The following is a 16,607-nucleotide window of genomic DNA, read 5'->3' as shown; positions in this document are numbered from 1 at the left end:
ATGCGTGCGGCTCAATTGAAAGCGGTGTTGCCACGGGAGTTGCTCGCTTCAGTGGTTGTGTTTCTGGTCGCGTTGCCGCTGTGCATGGGTATCGCGATTGCTTCAGGGTTGCCACCGGCCAAAGGTCTGATCACCGGGATCATCGGCGGTCTGGTGGTTGGCTGGCTGGCGGGTTCGCCGTTGCAGGTCAGCGGGCCGGCGGCGGGTCTGGCGGTGTTGGTGTTTGAACTGGTGCGCCAGCACGGTATTGAAATGCTGGGGCCGATTCTGCTGCTCGCCGGTTTCCTGCAACTGGTGGCCGGGCGCTTGAAACTCGGTTGCTGGTTTCGGGTCACGGCGCCAGCGGTGGTTTACGGGATGCTGGCGGGGATTGGCGTATTGATCGTGCTGTCGCAGGTGCATGTGATGCTCGATGCGTCACCGAAGCCTTCTGGCCTGGATAACCTTACGGCGTTCCCGGCGGCAGTGGCGCAGGCCTTGCCGTCGTTCGGCTGGCAGGCCGGACTCCTCGGTCTGTCGACGATTGCGGTGATGTGGCTATGGGAAAAATTTCGCCCGCATTCGCTACGTTTCGTGCCCGGTGCATTGCTCGGCGTGGGTCTGGCGACAGCTGCCAGTCTGCTGCTGGCGTTGCAGGTCAAACGTGTTGAAGTACCGGCGAATCTGGCCGAAGCCATTGATTGGCTGAAACCGGCGGACCTGCTCAGCCTGGCCGATCCTACGCTGCTGATCGCCGCGTTCGCCGTGGCGTTTATCGCCAGCGCCGAAACCCTGTTGTCCGCCGCTGCGGTGGATCGTATGCACAGCGGCGTGCGTTCGGACTTCGACCGTGAGCTGTCGGCGCAAGGTGTCGGCAACATGCTCTGCGGTCTGCTCGGGGCACTGCCGATGACCGGGGTGATTGTGCGCAGTTCGGCCAACGTCCAGGCCGGCGCGACCACGCGTTACTCGACGATCTTCCATGGTCTGTGGCTGCTGGCGTTCGTGCTGTTGCTGTCGAGTGTGCTGCAAAGCATTCCGGTGGCGAGTCTGGCGGGTGTGCTGGTGTACACCGGGTTCAAACTGGTCGATCTCAAAGCGTTTCGAGGTCTGGGTCGTTATGGGCGGATGCCGATGTTCACCTATGCGGCGACGGCGCTGGCGATCATCTTCACTGACCTGTTGACCGGGGTGTTGATCGGTTTCGGTCTGACGATGTTGAAACTGGCGTTCAAGGCTTCGCGATTGAAGATCAGCCTGATCGATCTGCCGCAGGACGGCGAGATGGAGTTGCGTCTGGTCGGCGCGGCGACATTCCTCAAAGTGCCGGCGTTGACGCAGGTGCTGGGCAGTATTCCGCACGGCACCACGGTGCATGTGCCGCTCAATAACCTGAGCTACATCGACCATTCGTGTCTGGAGTTGCTGGAGGAGTGGGGCCGGGCGAATGCGGCGAAGGGCTCGAAGCTGTTGATTGAGTCGCGCGGGTTGAAGCGCAGGCTTGAGGGACGGATTCGAACCACCACCGGTATCGGTGCGGCCGGCTAAAAAGGCCATGTTGCGATAAACCTTGTGGGAGCGAGCCGGCTCGCGAAAGCGATGTATCAGCCAACAGAGATGTTGAATGATCGACCGCATTCGCGAGCAGGCTCGCTCCCACATTGGATCTATGGCGTATGAGGATTACGCGGCAGGCTGGTCCAGTTCCAGGCCTACACCCAGTCGGCGGCCCATGCACGGCCAGCGTTTCCACGCGGCGCCGGTGTCCGGGCTGCTGAGTTTGCCGCGGTAGGCTTCTACCGATTCCAGGGCAAAACTCTCGTCGTTGAGCATCTCGTCGATGGCGTGATGCACCGCTTCGTCCAGTTGGTTGGCAAATTCCTCACCGATCAATTGGTGAGCAATCAAGTTAGCGACCGTCATGTCCAAGGGGATCAGTGGCTGGCCGAAATGCTTGATGTACAGGTCGTTGACCTCTTCGACAAAACGGTGCGCCAGATAGGCTTCGTCGAGCAGGCTGTCCAGGCCAACGTGCCCGGCCATGATGGCTGGCGGCTGGAGGAAATACTGCTCGGCGATTTTCAGCACCGGTTTGATCTGCGATTCGATTCCCGCTTCCCTGGCAACTTCATTGGCTGCATCCAGCAGGTCTGGCACTTCATCAATGTAGGCGGCGACAAAACGCGTCAGCACACCGTTGGCGTCGGCTTCCGGCAATTGGATCGCCGGGTGTAAATGAGGCAGCTTGCTTTCTAGCTGACGGGTCAGCAGGCCGGTTTCTTTTTCGTGTTGTTGGGCTTTTTGGATCTGCTCGCGCAATGCGGCGGTGTTCATGAAAACTCCAGGAAACAAGGCAATGAAATAGGGAAGACATAACTTAGCTGGCTTACGAAAAATGCTAAGACGCATTTGTCATAATTATTTCATCCTTGATGCACCTGCGTTATATCGGTTTGCCACCACTCGTCTGCATCCTTCTCCATTCGTGCCCTTGAACGCAAGTGCCAGCTGTTTCAGTTCATTTACGTGCGCACATTGCAATTTCCCGTCGCTGTCTATACTCGCCATTGAATGGAGTTAGCTGATGACGCCCGACTGCACCCGCAGCAAGGCCCGGCGATTCAAGTTCGTAGTCTGATGCAGCCGCTCCCTTGCCGCAGGCGAAAGCCGGCGGGATAACAAGAACGATAAGGGGAACCCGCAATGATGCGACATCCACACGTCTGGATGGGCCTCCTGTTGTGGTCGATTTTCAGTCCGGCACACGCTGCCTGGACTGTAAATATGGCGCCTGGAGCGACTGAAATCAGTCACGCAGTATTCGACCTGCACATGACCATTTTCTGGATCTGTGTGGTGATCGGGATCATCGTCTTCGGCGCCATGTTCTGGTCGATGATGGTGCACCGCCGTTCTACCGGGCAGGTCGCCGCAAAATTCCACGAAAGCACTACCGTCGAAATTCTCTGGACCGTCGTACCGTTCCTGATTCTGGTGGCGATGGCCGTACCGGCGACCGCCACCCTGATCAAGATGTACGACACCAGTGAGCCGGATATCGATATCCAGATCACCGGTTATCAGTGGAAGTGGCACTACAAATACCTGGGCCAGGACGTCGAGTTTTTCAGCAACCTGGCCACTCCCGCCGAACAGATCCACAACAAGGAAACCAAGGGCGAGCATTACTTGCTCGAGGTCGACAAGCCGTTGGTGCTGCCGACCGGCGCCAAAGTGCGCTTCCTCGTGACTTCCGCCGACGTCATTCACTCCTGGTGGGTGCCGGCCTTCGCGGTGAAACGCGATGCGATCCCGGGATTCGTCAACGAGGCGTGGACGCGCATCGACAAGCCCGGCATCTACCGTGGCCAGTGCGCCGAATTGTGCGGCAAGGATCACGGCTTCATGCCGATCGTGGTCGAGGTCAAAGAGAAGGCCGACTACGACAAATGGCTCGCCGACCGCAAAGCCGAGGCTGCGCAGCTCAAAGAGCTGACCAGCAAGGAATGGACCCTCGACGAACTCAAGGAACGCGGCGACAAGATCTATCACACCACCTGCGTCGCCTGTCACCAGGCCGAAGGTCAGGGCCTGCCGCCGATGTTCCCGGCGCTCAAAGGCTCGAAAATCGCCACCGGACCGAAAGAAGGCCACTTGAGCATTGTCTTCCACGGCAAGCCCGGCACCGCCATGGCGGCGTTCGGCAAGCAGTTGTCGGAAGTCGATATCGCAGCGGTCGTGACCTACGAACGTAACGCCTGGGGCAACAACAAGGGCGACATGGTCACGCCAAAAGAAGTGCTGGAGCTGAAACAGGCGGAAAGCAAATGAGCCGGTCTATCGCGTACCTCGTGAACCGGTCGGGGCAGAGCGCCCCGGCCTGCCTCATCCACTCACGTAAAGGAGACCGGCCATGAGCGCTGTCATTGATGACCACGGTCATGCCGACCACGCCCACGGCCCCGCCAAAGGCCTGATGCGCTGGGTGCTGACCACCAACCACAAGGACATCGGCACGCTGTACCTGTGGTTTGCGTTCTCCATGTTTCTGCTCGGCGGCACGTTCGCGATGGTGATTCGCGCCGAACTGTTCCAGCCCGGCTTGCAGATCGTCGAGCCGGCGTTCTTCAACCAGATGACCACCATGCACGGTCTGGTGATGGTCTTCGGTGCGGTGATGCCGGCGTTTGTCGGCCTCGCCAACTGGATGATCCCGTTGATGATCGGCGCGCCGGACATGGCCTTGCCCCGGATGAACAACTTCAGCTTCTGGCTGTTGCCGGCGGCGTTCCTGATCTTGGTGTCGACGCTATTCACCCCCGGCGGCGGGCCGAACTTCGGCTGGACGTTCTATGCGCCGCTGTCGACGACGTATGCACCGGAAAGCGTGACCTTCTTCATCTTCGCCATCCACTTGATGGGCATCAGTTCGATCATGGGCGCGATCAACGTGATCGCCACCATCCTCAATCTGCGCGCACCCGGCATGACGCTGATGAAAATGCCGCTGTTCGTCTGGACCTGGCTGATCACCGCGTTCCTGCTGATCGCGGTGATGCCGGTGCTGGCCGGGTGCGTGACGATGATGCTGATGGACATCCACTTCGGCACCAGCTTCTTCAGCGCTGCCGGTGGCGGTGACCCGGTGCTGTTCCAGCATGTGTTCTGGTTCTTCGGCCATCCCGAGGTGTACATCATGATCCTGCCGGCCTTCGGCGCCGTCAGCTCGATCATCCCGACCTTCTCGCGCAAGCCGCTGTTCGGCTACACCTCGATGGTCTACGCGACGGCGAGCATCGCCTTCCTGTCGTTCATTGTCTGGGCGCACCACATGTTCGTGGTCGGCATTCCGCTGGTGGGCGAGCTGTTCTTCATGTACGCCACGCTGTTGATCGCGGTGCCGACCGGGGTGAAGGTGTTCAACTGGGCCAGCACCATGTGGCAAGGCTCGCTGACCTTCGAAACGCCGATGCTGTTTGCCGTGGCGTTCGTGATCCTGTTCTCCATCGGCGGTTTCTCCGGGTTGATGCTGGCCATCGCGCCGGCGGACTTCCAGTATCAGGACACCTACTTTGTGGTCGCGCACTTCCATTACGTGCTGGTGCCGGGGGCGATCTTCGGGATCTTCGCCTCGACCTACTACTGGCTGCCGAAATGGACCGGCCACATGTACGACGAAACCCTCGGCAAGCTGCATTTCTGGCTGTCGTTCGTCGGCATGAACCTGACCTTTTTCCCGATGCACTTCGTCGGTCTTGCGGGAATGCCGCGGCGGATTCCGGACTACAACCTGCAATTCGCCGACTTCAACATGGTCTCGTCGATTGGCGCGTTCATGTTCGGTGCGACGCAGATTTTCTTCCTGTTCATCGTCATCAAGACCATTCGCGGCGGCCCGCCAGCACCGGCCAAACCGTGGGATGGTGCTGAAGGTCTGGAGTGGAGCGTGCCGTCCCCGGCGCCGTATCACACCTTCACCACACCGCCGGAAGTGAAATGAAACGCTTGGCTTTTGTAGGAGTGAGCCTGCTCGCGATGGCGGTGTGTCGGGCACACCGCGGTGCACCCATCGCGAGCAGGCTCACTCCTACAGGGTTTGGTGGGGAGGCATGAACCATGGCTGATTCGATCTCGATGAAAAAACTCGTCACCCGCCTGCTCGGCGTGGTGGTGGCGATGTTTGTCTTCGGTTTTGCCTTGGTGCCGATCTACGACGTGATGTGCAAAGCCTTCGGCATCAACGGCAAGACCGCCGGGCAGTACGAGGGTGAGCAGGTGGTCGACACTTCGCGCCAGGTGCGTGTGCAGTTTCTGTCGACCAACAACGTCGACATGCCGTGGGACTTTTACCCCAAGCATGACGAACTCACCGCCAACCCCGGCGCGGTCAACGAGATGATCTTCATCGCGCGCAACCCCACCGACAAACCGATGAGTGCGCAAGCCGTGCCGAGCATCGCGCCGAGCAACGCCGCGGCATACTTCCACAAGACCGAATGCTTTTGCTTTACCCAGCAGGTGCTGCAGCCCGGTCAACAGATCGAGATGCCGGTTCGCTTCATTGTTGACCGCGACATGCCCAAGGATGTGAAGCACCTGACGCTGTCCTACACGCTGTTCGATATCACCGCCCGACATCCGCCGGTGGCTGTAAACACTGGCGGTTGAGCGTGCCCGATAAGGAGAACAATAAATGGCAACTCATGAGCATTATTACGTTCCGCCGCAAAGCAAATGGCCGATCATCGCGACATTCGGCATGGCCATCACCGTGTACGGCCTCGCCACCTGGTTCAACGATCTGAAGGCAGCGCGCCCGGAATCCCACGGCCCGTACATCTTTTTCGTCGGTGGCCTGTTGCTGGCGTACATGCTGTTCGGCTGGTTCGGGGCGGTGATCAAGGAAAGCCGCGCGGGGCTTTATAGCCCGCAACTCGATCGCTCGTTCCGCTGGGGCATGAGTTGGTTCATCTTCTCCGAAGTGATGTTCTTCGTCGCCTTCTTCGGTGCGCTGTTTTACGTGCGGCACGTCTCCGGACCGGCGCTCGGCGGTGAGGGCACCAAAGGCATCGCGCACATGCTCTGGCCGAACTTCCAGTTCACCTGGCCGTTGCTGCACACGCCGGATCCGAAACTGTTCCCGCCGCCAAAAGAAGTCATCAGCCCGTGGGGCCTGCCGCTGATCAACACAATTCTGCTGGTCAGCTCCAGCGTGACCATCACCATCGCCCACCATGCGCTGAAAAAGGGCCATCGCGGCGCACTGAAAATCTGGCTGGCGATCACCGTGCTGCTGGGCTGCGCGTTTCTCGGCTTCCAGGCTGAGGAATACATGCACGCCTACCACGAACTGGGCCTGACCCTCGGTTCCGGTATTTATGGCGCGACGTTCTTCATGCTCACCGGTTTCCACGGCGCCCACGTGACCATCGGCACGATCATTCTGTTTGTGATGCTGATGCGCATCATGAAGGGCCACTTCGACAACGAGCACCAGTTCGGCTTCGAAGCGGCGAGCTGGTATTGGCACTTCGTCGACGTGGTCTGGATCGGTCTGTTTATCTTCGTCTACGTACTCTGAGGATCACCACTACCAAGGCGCATGCGACACCAATTGGCCGCTGTAAAAGCCCCAGGCGATCAAGCCGACGGTGGCGGCGGCCAATGCCACCCGAACACTCAAGGCGATGACCAGGCGATTCGAGCTGCTGTCGTCCTTGACCAGGAAAAACAGGCCGCTGAACAGGCTGATCACCGTGGCAATCAGCATCAGGACGATGGCTGTTTTGAGCATGGGAAGAACTCCGGGGGACAGGCGATGCAGTTGAGTATAGCGATCGCAACGACTGACTTTGTGGCGCAGCCATGAAGCGCTTTCGCCCGGGCGTGATACCGACCGTGGTGGTGGCGTTGTTGCTGCCGTTGCTGGTTTCGCTAGGCTTCTGGCAATTGAGCCGGGGTGCCGAGAAAACCGCTCTGCTCACCAGCTACGCCGAACGCCGCGCGGCCGAACCGATGGCCAGCAGCGAACTGCTCAATAGCGCTGATCCGGCTTATCGCCGCGTGCATCTGCACGGCCAGTTCGATGCCGCGCACAGCTTGCTGCTGGATAACCGTCAGCGTAACGGCAAGGTCGGTGTCGAGCTGCTGCAACCGTTTCAGGATCAACGCACAGGCCTGTGGCTGCTGGTTAATCGCGGCTGGCTGCCGTGGCCGGACCGCCGCGTGCCGCCGCAATTCACCACGCCTTCCGAAGCCTTGAATGTCGATGCCTGGGTCTACGTCGCCCCCGGCGCCACTTTTCAACTTCATGCCGATCCGGTCAGCAACACCTGGCCGCAAACCATCACTGCCGTCGAACCCGCCAAGCTGTGGAAAACCCTTGAGCGCGACGGCTTTACCTACGAGTTACGCGCCGAACCCGGCCCGGCCAGCTACGAGGCCGATTGGCCGGTGGTCGCCATGGGCCCGGAAAAACACCTCGGTTACGCCGTGCAGTGGTTCGCCATGGCCACCGCCCTGCTCGGCCTCTACGTCTATTTGGGCTTGCACAACGCAAAGGAGAAACACCATGGGAACGGCCATGAATCCACCCAGCATGTCTGAGGCGAAACCTGCCGCCACCCGTCGTCGCGGGCGCATTCAGTTGCTGCTGATATTGCTCGGCGTGATCGGCCCGATGGTGCTCGCCACCGGCATGTACAAATTGCAGTTCTGGGTGCCGGAGGGTCGCAGCTATCACGGCGAACTGATCGGCAACGGCCAGACCCGCGCCGACCTCGGCGTGCAGGCCGACGAGGAGCGCTGGCAGATGCTGGTCACCGCGCCGAAGGATTGCGCGGTGGATTGCCAGCAACTGGTGTATCTGGCGCGGCAGATCCAGATCGGCCTCGGTCGCGATGCCGGCCGCGCCAGCCACGCTCTCGCCATGGCGCAACCAGTGAGCGCCGATTACGAGGCCAAGCTCAACCGCGAATATCCACAGCTGCAACGCTATCCGCTGGACGCTACATCGTTCAGTAAAACCACGGGCGACAAAGCCACGCCGCAGCTGTGGATCATCGACCCCCACGGCAATCTCGTACTGCGTTACGAGCCGAATGTGAAAGGCAAGGATCTGCTCAACGACCTGCGTCACCTGCTGAAACTGTCGAACATCGGATAAGGGCATCGTCATGGCCAAACCTGGATTTCGCCTCGCGCTGTTTGCCACCCTGCTGGCGCTGATTGTGGTGCTGCTCGGCGCCTATACGCGCCTGACCCACGCCGGCCTCGGCTGTCCGGACTGGCCGGGCTGCTACGGTTTTATCAGCGTGCCGAAAAGCGAAGCGCAACTGGCCCATGCCGAACTGCATTACCCCGACTCGCCAGTGGTGGCGCACAAGGGCTGGAACGAGATGATCCACCGCTACTTCGCCGGCACCCTCGGCCTGCTCATTTCGATTCTTGCCGGACGCGCGTGGGTTAACCGTCGTCATCCGGGGCTGCCGTTGAAGCTGCCGTTGTTTCTGCTCGCGGTGGTGTTCGCGCAAGCGGCGTTCGGCATGTGGACGGTGACGCTCAAGCTCTGGCCGCAAGTGGTCACCGGGCATTTGCTCGGCGGTTTTGCGACGTTGAGTTTGCTGTTTTTGCTGACCTTGCGACTGTCCGGCGTGCTGCCGGCACTGACCGTGCCCAAGCGTTTGCAGTATTGGGCGACAGCGGGATTGTTGTTGGTGATTGGCCAGATCGCGCTGGGTGGCTGGGTCAGTTCCAACTACGCGGCGGTGGCCTGCATCGATTTCCCGACCTGCCACGGGCAATGGCTGCCACCGGCAGATTTCGCCAATGGCTTTCACCTGACTCAACACATCGGCCCGAATTATCTCGGCGGACAACTCGACAGCGATGCACGCACGGCGATTCACCTGACTCATCGTATCGGCGCGCTGCTGGTGACGCTGGTGCTGCTCGGCCTCGCCTGGCAATTGAAAGTGGTTGGCATGACGCGGTTGGCCGGTCTTGTGTTGATCGCCCTCGCAGCGCAGATCACCCTCGGCATCAGCAACGTGCTGTTCCACCTGCCGCTGCCGGTGGCGGTCGCGCATAACGCTGGCGGCGCGGCGCTGTTGCTGACCATGGTGCTGGTCAATTACCACGCGCGCACCAGCCTGGTCCGGGTCAAACAACCGGTGCTCGCGCGCTGGCGCCTGAGCCCGCGCAAACACGCGGCCGCGCCCATCACCATAAAAGGAGAAACGCCGTGGCGATTCTGATTGGCGAGCGCCCGCATCAGGCGATCTGGCGTGATTATCTGGAGCTGACCAAACCGAAAGTCGTGGTGCTGATGCTGATCACCTCGCTGGTTGGCATGTTCCTCGCGACCCGTGCCGGGGTGCCGTGGACGGTGCTGGTGTTCGGCAATCTGGGGATTGCCCTGTGTGCCGGTGGTGCGGCGGCGGTCAACCATGTGGTGGATCGGCGCATCGATGCGGTGATGGCGCGTACGCATAAACGGCCGCTAGCCGAGGGCCGGGTTTCACCGGCGGCGGCACTGACGTTTGCCTTGGTGCTGGCGTTGCTCGGTCAGGCGTTGTTGCTGACTTTCACCAATCCGCTGACCGCTTGGCTGACCTTGGCTTCGCTTCTTGGTTATGCAGTGATTTACACCGGTTTCCTCAAACGCGCGACGCCGCAGAACATCGTCATCGGTGGCCTCGCCGGTGCTGCCCCGCCATTACTGGGCTGGACCGCAGCCACCGGCCACGTCAGCGCCGAACCGTTGTTGCTGGTGCTGATCATCTTCGCCTGGACCCCACCGCACTTCTGGGCGCTGGCGATTCATCGCAAGGAGGAATACGCCAAGGCCGACATCCCGATGCTGCCAGTCACCCACGGCGAGCACTACACCAAGGTGCACATTCTGCTGTACACGTTTGCGCTGCTGGCGGTGAGTCTGCTGCCTTACGTGATTCACATGAGCGGCATGCTCTACCTGATTTGCGCGCTCTGCTTGGGCGCGAGGTTTCTGCAATGGGCCGTGGTGCTGTACCGTGGCACTCGGCCGCACGCGGCGATCAACACCTTCAAGTACTCTATTTGGTACTTGTTCCTGTTGTTCATCGCCCTGCTCGTAGACCACTACTTACTGTTGAACCTATGACTCGAACCCAGAAAACCGTCTTCATCCTCGTCGCCGTGATCGCGCTGATCCTGGGACTTACCGTCAACAAAGTGCTGAGCGGCAAGGGCCAGGGCGACCCGACTGCGCTGATCGACGCCGGCATTATCCTGCTGCCGCAGAGCCGCAATCTGCCGGACGTGACGATGACCGATCAGGACGGTAAACCGGTGGCGATCAACGAGTTGAAAGGCAAGTGGAGCCTGCTGTTCTTCGGCTACACCTTCTGCCCGGACATCTGCCCGACAACGTTGGCGCAGCTGCGGCAGATCAAGAGTGAACTGCCGAAAGACGCTGTGGACAAGTTGCAGATCGTGCTGGTCAGCGTTGACCCGAACCGCGATAACCCCAAGCAGTTGAAGCAGTACCTGGGCTATTTTGATCCGCAGTTCATTGGCCTGACACCGACTTCGATTGAAGAGCTGCAGAAGGTGGCGAACGCGGTGAGTATTCCTTTTATTCCGGCGGATACGAGCAAGCCGAATTACACCGTTGACCATAGCGGCAATCTGGCGGTGATCGGGCCGGACGGGACGCAGCGGGGGTTTATCCGAGCGCCGCTGAACAATGCCAAACTGGTTGCGCAACTGCCGGTCATGCTTAACCGCAAGTAATCGCCTAAAGGCAAAAGCCCCTCACCCTAGCCCTCTCCCAGAGGGAGAGGGGACTGATTGGGGGATGCTGACGAAATACGCCGACCTGTAAGCGCTGTGCTGAATCCATAATCGCCAAGATCGTTCAGATCGATGTGCAGTGCCGAACCCATAATCGACTGGATCTTTCAGGTCGATGTAGAACGCAAGACACCTCGGTCGGCCCCCTCTCCCTCTGGGAGAGGGCTGGGGTGAGGGGAAGCTTCACAGCAGGTCCAAAGCCAAACACCAGAGACAAAAAAAGGGGACGCACATGGCGTCCCCTTTTTCGTTGCAACAACCCAATCAGAACGCCGGCAATACTGCGCCTTTGTACTTCTCGGTAATGAATTTCTTCACTTCCGGGCTGTGCAGCGCAGCAGCGAGTTTCTGCATCGCGTCGCTGTCTTTGTTGTCCGCGCGGGACACGAGGATGTTCACGTACGGCGAGTCGTTGCCTTCGATTACCAGCGCATCCTTGGACGGATCGAGCTTGGCTTCCAGCGCGTAGTTGGTGTTGATCAGCGCCAGATCGACCTGGGTGAGCACGCGCGGGATGGTCGCGGCTTCCAGTTCACGGATTTTCAGGTCTTTCGGGTTTGTCGCGATGTCTTTGACGGTCGACAGGATGTTGGTCGGATCCTTCAGAGTGATCACGCCCGCCTTGGCCAGCAGCAACAGGGCACGGCCGCCGTTGGTGGCGTCGTTCGGAATCACCACGTTGGCACCGCTTGGCAGATCCTTCAGATCCTTGAGCTTGCTCGAGTAGGCGCCCAGCGGCTCCAGGTGCACACCGGTCACGGCAACCAGACTAGTGCCCTTGGCCTTGTTGAACTCATCGAGGTACGGCTGGTGCTGGAAGAAGTTGGCGTCCAGACGCTTTTCCGCGACCTGTACGTTCGGCTGAATGTAGTCGGTGAAGACCTTGACCTTCAGCTCCACGCCTTCTTTGGCCAACGCCGGCTTCACGAACTCAAGGATTTCCGCGTGCGGCACCGGGGTGGCGGCAACGGTCAGGGTTTCGGCGTGGGCCGAGAATGCTGCAACGGCAGCGAAAGCAGCGATCAGTTTTTTCATTCAGCTAACTCCTTATGAGGCGCCCGTCTGGCGCCTGCCAGCGAATGGCCGGCTCATCTCTTGATTACAAAACCGGTTATTTGCGCGAGAAATGCACAACCAGTCGATCACCGACCATCTGCAGCACTTGCACCAGAATCAACAGCAACACCACGGTGACGATCATCACGTCAGTCTGGAAACGCTGGTAACCGAAACGGATCGCCAGGTCACCCAGACCACCGGCGCCGACCACACCGGCCATCGCCGTGTAGGACACCAGTGTAATCGCCGTCACCGTAATCGCCGCGAAGATGCCCGGGCGGGCTTCCGGCAGCAAAGCGTTCATGATGATCTGCCGCGTGGTCGCGCCCATCGACTGGGTCGCTTCGATGATGCCGCGATCGACTTCACGCAGCGCGGTTTCCACCAGACGCGCGAAGAACGGTGTCGCACCGACTACCAATGGCGGAATCGCACCGGCCACGCCCAGCGACGTGCCGGTGATCAGCACGGTGAACGGGATCATCACGATCAACAGAATGATGAACGGCAGCGAACGCAGGATGTTCACCGCCAGCGACATGAATGCGTAGAGGCCACGGTTTTCCAGCAATTGACGCGGGCTGCACAGAAACAGCAACACGCCCAGCGGTAGGCCGAGTAATACGGTGAACAGCAGCGAACCACCGAGCATCAGCATCGTATCGCCGGTTGCCAGCCAGATTTCGTACCAGTCGATATTGGTGAAGAAACTGATCAGGTCTTCCATTAGCGCAATACCTCCATGTGAACGTCAGCGGCGGTGAAGCGGGCGAAGGCCGCTTCCATGTCGCCACCGGTGACGGCGAGGGTCAATTGCCCGTACGGAATGTCTTTGATGCGGTCGATGCGACCAGCGAGGATGCTGTAGTCGACGCCGGTTTCCCGGGCGACGGTACCGAGCAGCGGCGCGTAGGTCGCTTCGCCCTGGAAGGTCAGACGCACGATGCGACCCGGCACGTGAGCGAAGTCATCACGCTGTTCGCTTTCGTCGATCTGCTCGCTTTCCTGCACAAAACGCTTGGTGGTCGGGTGTTTTGGATGCAGGAACACATCGGCGACCGAACCTTGCTCGACGATCACACCAGCGTCCATTACGGCCACTTGATCGCAAACGCGACGGATCACATCCATCTCGTGGGTGATCAGGACGATGGTCAGTTTCAGTTCGCGGTTGATCTCGGCCAGCAATTGCAGGACCGAAGCGGTGGTCTGCGGGTCGAGGGCACTGGTGGCCTCGTCGCACAGCAGAATCTTCGGCTTGGTTGCCGGGGCGCGGGCGATGCCGACGCGCTGCTTCTGGCCACCGGACAATTGCGCCGGGTACTTCTTGGCGTGGTCGGACAGACCGACCCGCGCCAGCAATTCGGCAACACGCTTGTCAATCTCGCCGCCCGACAGTTCGCCGGCCAGGGTCAGCGGCAACGCAACGTTGTCGGCCACGGTCTTGGAGGCAAGCAGGTTGAAGTGCTGAAAGATCATCCCGACTTGCTGACGGAAATGGCGCAGGCCGTTGGCGTCCAGTGCGGTGACTTCTTCGCCGTCGACGATGATCTTGCCGCCACTGGAGTCTTCCAGGCGATTGATCAGGCGCAGCAGGGTACTTTTGCCCGCGCCGGAATGGCCGATCAGGCCGAACACCTGCCCGTTCTCGATGGAGAGACTGGTCGGATGCAGCGCGGGAATGTCCTTACCGGCGACGCGGTAAGTCTTGTGGACGTTTTGAAACTCGATCACGTAGCGAACCTTGTGGGGCGCGTTAGAAAAGGATCAGCGGTTAGCCGGGCGCGCATTTTAGCCTGTCCGTATAGAGGTTCTTAGCATTTATTTCGCAATTAACCTTCGATTTGGCAATAACAAGATCAAAGGTCATAAAAAAGGAACGTCCAAAGCAGCCCATCAGTCACTAAGTAAGCGACTTGAAAACCCTGGGTGCCGTGCCCGGGAACCACTCAAGAGTCCCCGGCCAGCATCGGGGTCAACCGAGGAGTTTACGACTGATGAGCAAGAAGCCTACGACCGATAAAAGCCAGATGGCCGGAACCGATGCCCCGGATCGCGCCAACACCAACGCCAAACTCGACAGCCTGGAGAAATTCCGCTCCGACGCCACCGGCCGGGCCCTGCGCACCAACCAAGGTGTGAAGATCGCTGACAACCAGAACACCCTCAAGGCCGGCCCGCGTGGGCCGTCGCTGCTTGAAGATTTCATCATGCGGGAAAAGATCACGCATTTTGACCATGAGCGGATCCCGGAACGCATCGTCCACGCACGCGGCACCGGGGCGCATGGTTTCTTTCAGGCCTACGAGAACCATTCGACGCTGACCAAGGCCGGGTTCCTACAGGATCCGGGGAAAAAGACCCCGGTGTTCGTGCGCTTTTCCACGGTTCAGGGCCCACGCGGTTCCGGCGACACCGTGCGTGACGTACGCGGTTTCGCGGTGAAGTTCTTTACCGATGAAGGCAACTTCGACCTGGTCGGCAACAACATGCCGGTGTTTTTCATTCAGGACGCGATCAAGTTTCCCGACTTCGTCCACGCGGTGAAACCCGAGCCGCACAACGAAATCCCTACCGGCGGCTCGGCTCACGACACCTTCTGGGACTTCGTTTCGCTGGTCCCGGAATCGGCGCACATGGTCATCTGGGCGATGTCCGACCGGGCGATCCCGAAAAGCCTGCGCAGCATGCAGGGCTTCGGCGTGCACACGTTCCGCCTGATCAATGCCGAGGGCAAATCGCGCTTCGTCAAATTCCACTGGCGCCCTACCGCCGGCACTTGTTCGCTGGTGTGGGACGAGGCGCAGAAGCTTGCCGGTAAGGACACTGACTACCACCGTCGCGATCTGTGGGAAGCGATCGAGATGGGCGATTACCCGGAATGGGAACTCGGCGTACAGATCATCGAGGAGGAAAACGAGCACGACTTCGATTTCGACATCCTCGACCCGACCAAGCTGATCCCCGAAGAAATCGTGCCGATCACGCCGCTCGGCAAAATGACCCTGAACCGCAACCCCGACAACTTCTTTGCCGAGACCGAGCAGGTCGCGTTCTGCCCCGGCCACATCGTGCCCGGCATCGACTTCTCCAATGACCCGCTGCTGCAAGGTCGGCTGTTTTCCTACACCGACACGCAAATCAGCCGACTCGGCGGGCCGAACTTTCATGAGTTGCCGATCAACCGGCCGGTGGCACCGTTCCACAATGGCCAGCGTGATGCGCAGCACCGCACGGTGATCGACAAGGGTCGCGCCTCGTATGAGCCGAACTCGATTGATGGCGGCTGGCCGAAAGAAACCCCGCCGGCCGCACAGGACGGTGGCTTCGAGAGCTATCCGGAACGCATCGACGCGAACAAGATCCGCCAGCGCAGTGAGTCGTTCAGCGATCACTTCTCCCAGGCGACGTTGTTCTTCAACAGCATGAGCGATCACGAGAAGGAGCACATCATTGCCGCTTACAGCTTCGAGCTGGGCAAGGTTGAGCGTGAGTTCATCCGCGCGCGGGAGGTGAACGAGATTCTCGCCAACATCGATCTGGAACTCGCCAAGCGTGTCGCGGCTAATCTGGGTCTGCCGGCGCCGAGCAAAGGTACGGTCGAAGTGCGCAAGGTTGCCTTCGATCACTCGCCGTCATTGAGTCAGGCTAATTTGCTGCCAGAAAACATCAAAACCCGAAAAGTGGCGATTCTTGCTGCCAACGGCGTCGATGGTGCGGCGATTGATGCAATGAAGAAGGCATTGGCCGCTGAGGGTGCGCACGCCAAGTTGCTCGGCCCAACTTCAGCGCCGGTGAAGACCGCTGACGGCAAAACCCTGGCGGTGGATGCGTCGATGGAAGGCATGCCGTCGGTGATCTTCGATGCGGTGTTCGTACCGGGTGGCGCGGCGTCGGTGAAGGCGTTGAGCGGCGATGGCGTGGCGTTGCATTACCTGCTGGAGGCGTACAAGCATCTGAAGGCGATTGCGTTGCAGGGTGATGCGAAGCAGTTGCAGGATCTGCTGAAACTGGAGACGGATGACGGATTGCTGCAAGGCAAGGATGTGCCGGCGTTGACCAAGCCGTTCTTTGCGGCGATCGGGCAGCATCGGGTTTGGGCGCGGGAGCCTAAGGCGAAGGCCATTCCGGCTTAAAAGCTTCGTTGGCTGAAAGGACGCTTTCGCGAGCAAGCTCGCTCCCACCCTGGTTTTGTGTCGTTCACAAACCCAGTGTGGGAGCGAGCCTGCTCGCGA

16 protein-coding genes are annotated in these 16,607 nt (G+C 59.9%); 11 read left to right on the top strand and 5 right to left on the bottom strand.

Going from position 1 to position 16,607, the window contains the following annotated elements; all coding sequences use genetic code 11:
• A complete protein-coding gene (locus AB4O11_RS08905; protein WP_460130475.1) occupies positions 1-1,527 on the top strand; it encodes a SulP family inorganic anion transporter in 1,527 nt (508 codons plus the stop codon).
• 135 nt (positions 1,528-1,662) lie between these two features.
• Here the strand turns inward: AB4O11_RS08905 and AB4O11_RS08900 are convergent, their stop codons facing one another.
• On the bottom strand, positions 1,663-2,313 hold the full coding sequence (locus AB4O11_RS08900) for a hypothetical protein (RefSeq protein WP_093429493.1): 651 nt from the start codon (positions 2,311-2,313) through the stop codon (positions 1,663-1,665).
• A gap of 369 nt (positions 2,314-2,682) precedes the next feature.
• On the opposite strand from AB4O11_RS08900, the gene coxB reads away from it, so the two are divergent.
• The 4 genes from coxB (at position 2,683) to AB4O11_RS08880 (ending at position 7,060) form a co-directional block, all read left to right on the top strand.
• The gene (coxB, locus tag AB4O11_RS08895) at positions 2,683-3,810 is read left to right on the top strand and encodes a cytochrome c oxidase subunit II (protein WP_034152255.1); all 1,128 of its coding nucleotides are present in this window, start codon (positions 2,683-2,685) and stop codon (positions 3,808-3,810) included.
• A gap of 82 nt (positions 3,811-3,892) precedes the next feature.
• Positions 3,893-5,479 (top strand): cytochrome c oxidase subunit I, encoded by a 1,587-nt coding sequence (gene ctaD, locus AB4O11_RS08890; RefSeq protein ID WP_034152254.1) that lies wholly within the window; start codon positions 3,893-3,895, stop codon positions 5,477-5,479.
• A 116-nt stretch (positions 5,480-5,595) separates the two neighbouring features.
• The gene (locus tag AB4O11_RS08885; RefSeq protein WP_016986464.1) at positions 5,596-6,147 is read left to right on the top strand and encodes a cytochrome c oxidase assembly protein; all 552 of its coding nucleotides are present in this window, start codon (positions 5,596-5,598) and stop codon (positions 6,145-6,147) included.
• 25 nt (positions 6,148-6,172) lie between these two features.
• Positions 6,173-7,060 (top strand): cytochrome c oxidase subunit 3, encoded by an 888-nt coding sequence (locus AB4O11_RS08880; RefSeq protein WP_093429494.1) that lies wholly within the window; start codon positions 6,173-6,175, stop codon positions 7,058-7,060.
• Between the two features lie 9 nt (positions 7,061-7,069).
• On the opposite strand, the gene AB4O11_RS08875 is transcribed toward AB4O11_RS08880, so the two are convergent.
• A complete protein-coding gene (locus tag AB4O11_RS08875; RefSeq protein WP_007911731.1) occupies positions 7,070-7,273 on the bottom strand; it encodes a twin transmembrane helix small protein in 204 nt (67 codons plus the stop codon).
• 71 nt (positions 7,274-7,344) lie between these two features.
• Between AB4O11_RS08875 and AB4O11_RS08870 the strand changes: the two genes are divergently transcribed.
• Genes AB4O11_RS08870 through AB4O11_RS08850 form a run of 5 tightly spaced genes read left to right on the top strand, consistent with a single transcriptional unit; the run spans position 7,345 to position 11,253 of the window.
• Positions 7,345-8,085, top strand: coding sequence for an SURF1 family protein (locus AB4O11_RS08870; protein ID WP_093429496.1), 741 nt, complete (start codon positions 7,345-7,347; stop codon positions 8,083-8,085).
• A complete protein-coding gene (locus tag AB4O11_RS08865) occupies positions 8,051-8,644 on the top strand; it encodes a hypothetical protein (protein WP_093429961.1) in 594 nt (197 codons plus the stop codon). The genes AB4O11_RS08870 and AB4O11_RS08865 overlap by 35 nt, the downstream gene beginning before the upstream one ends.
• 10 nt (positions 8,645-8,654) lie before the next feature.
• A complete protein-coding gene (locus tag AB4O11_RS08860) occupies positions 8,655-9,734 on the top strand; it encodes a COX15/CtaA family protein (protein ID WP_460130474.1) in 1,080 nt (359 codons plus the stop codon).
• A complete protein-coding gene (cyoE, locus tag AB4O11_RS08855) occupies positions 9,722-10,621 on the top strand; it encodes a heme o synthase (protein WP_093429498.1) in 900 nt (299 codons plus the stop codon). The genes AB4O11_RS08860 and cyoE overlap by 13 nt, the downstream gene beginning before the upstream one ends.
• Entirely contained in the window at positions 10,618-11,253 is a 636-nt protein-coding gene (locus AB4O11_RS08850; RefSeq protein WP_008081211.1) for an SCO family protein, read from the top strand. The genes cyoE and AB4O11_RS08850 overlap by 4 nt, the downstream gene beginning before the upstream one ends.
• Positions 11,254-11,577: 324 nt before the next feature.
• On the opposite strand, the gene AB4O11_RS08845 is transcribed toward AB4O11_RS08850, so the two are convergent.
• The 3 genes from AB4O11_RS08845 to AB4O11_RS08835 all read right to left on the bottom strand — a co-directional run bounded on the left by AB4O11_RS08845 (position 11,578) and on the right by AB4O11_RS08835 (position 14,106).
• A complete protein-coding gene (locus AB4O11_RS08845) occupies positions 11,578-12,348 on the bottom strand; it encodes a MetQ/NlpA family ABC transporter substrate-binding protein (RefSeq protein WP_093429499.1) in 771 nt (256 codons plus the stop codon).
• A 76-nt stretch (positions 12,349-12,424) separates the two neighbouring features.
• The gene (locus AB4O11_RS08840) at positions 12,425-13,099 is read right to left on the bottom strand and encodes a methionine ABC transporter permease (RefSeq protein WP_016986455.1); all 675 of its coding nucleotides are present in this window, start codon (positions 13,097-13,099) and stop codon (positions 12,425-12,427) included.
• Positions 13,099-14,106 carry a methionine ABC transporter ATP-binding protein gene (locus tag AB4O11_RS08835; RefSeq protein WP_460130473.1) on the bottom strand — a complete coding sequence of 336 codons (1,008 nt, stop codon included), beginning with the start codon at positions 14,104-14,106 and terminating at the stop codon, positions 13,099-13,101. Before AB4O11_RS08835 ends, AB4O11_RS08840 begins: the two co-directional genes overlap by 1 nt.
• Before the next feature lie 260 nt (positions 14,107-14,366).
• Here AB4O11_RS08835 and katE point away from each other — a divergent pair, with 260 nt between their 5' ends.
• Positions 14,367-16,508: a catalase HPII gene (gene katE, locus AB4O11_RS08830; protein ID WP_460131065.1), complete on the top strand. Its 2,142-nt coding sequence runs from the start codon at positions 14,367-14,369 to the stop codon at positions 16,506-16,508.
• The last annotated feature ends 99 nt before the right edge of the window (positions 16,509-16,607 follow it).

This window comes from Pseudomonas sp. H1_D05, from assembly GCF_054682705.1.
Note: the sequence above shows the minus strand (reverse complement) of the source record. Positions and strands in the feature narration are given on the sequence as shown.